A 247-nucleotide genomic window follows, 5' to 3' on the forward strand; every position below is an offset into this window, starting at 1 on the left:
CAGCGGTAGTTCAGTCGGTTAGAATACCGGCCTGTCACGCCGGGGGTCGCGGGTTCGAGTCCCGTCCGCTGCGCCATTTCCCCCTCCTTGGTTCCTACCCCGAACCGGCTTGTCGAGTGATTCACTCCAGGCACAAGGAGGTTGCTTTACCGGACGCAAGTCCAACCGACACGCAGCGGTAGTTCAGTCGGTTAGAATACCGGCCTGTCACGCCGGGGGTCGCGGGTTCGAGTCCCGTCCGCTGCGC

1 tRNA gene is annotated in these 247 nt (G+C 63.6%); it reads left to right on the forward strand.

The features are described from left to right. Window positions 1-172: 172 nt before the first annotated feature. A tRNA-Asp gene (locus ACCC94_RS30430) sits at window positions 173-246 on the forward strand. Window position 247: the final 1 nt, after the last annotated feature.

The sequence above is a fragment of the Pseudomonas sp. Pseusp97 genome (assembly GCF_047304025.1).
GTDB lineage: Bacteria > Pseudomonadota > Gammaproteobacteria > Pseudomonadales > Pseudomonadaceae > Pseudomonas.